Genomic DNA, 293 nt, shown 5'->3' with positions numbered 1-293 from the left:
ATAATCCATCGCTTACTACTCGATTGAATCAAGGTGGAAAGAATCCAGTGCGAGTTATCTTAGATACAGATCTACGTATACCACTAACTTCGAAGGTTATTGCAGATAAAGAAGCAGAGACCTGGATTATAACTGGTAGTAATAGGGACTCCAATAAAAAAGCAGACCTTGAACGATTGGGAATAAAGGTGATTGAAGTTTCCGGAAAAGATATTCGGATACAAGAGCTACTTACCATATTGGGGGAAAATGAAATAACCTCGCTTCTTGTAGAAGGCGGTGGTACAGTAAAC

At 39.2% G+C, this 293-nt stretch carries 1 protein-coding gene; it reads left to right on the top strand.

What is annotated here, in order from left to right; translation table 11 throughout:
* Positions 1-293 (top strand): dihydrofolate reductase family protein (locus AOA60_RS01090; RefSeq protein ID WP_178075296.1); only part of this gene is annotated, 293 nt, incomplete at both ends.

The organism is Pseudomonas sp. 2822-17 (genome assembly GCF_002742485.1).
GTDB classification, from domain to species: Bacteria; Pseudomonadota; Gammaproteobacteria; order Pseudomonadales; family Pseudomonadaceae; genus Aquipseudomonas; species Aquipseudomonas cyclaminis.
Note: the sequence above shows the minus strand (reverse complement) of the source record. Positions and strands in the feature narration are given on the sequence as shown.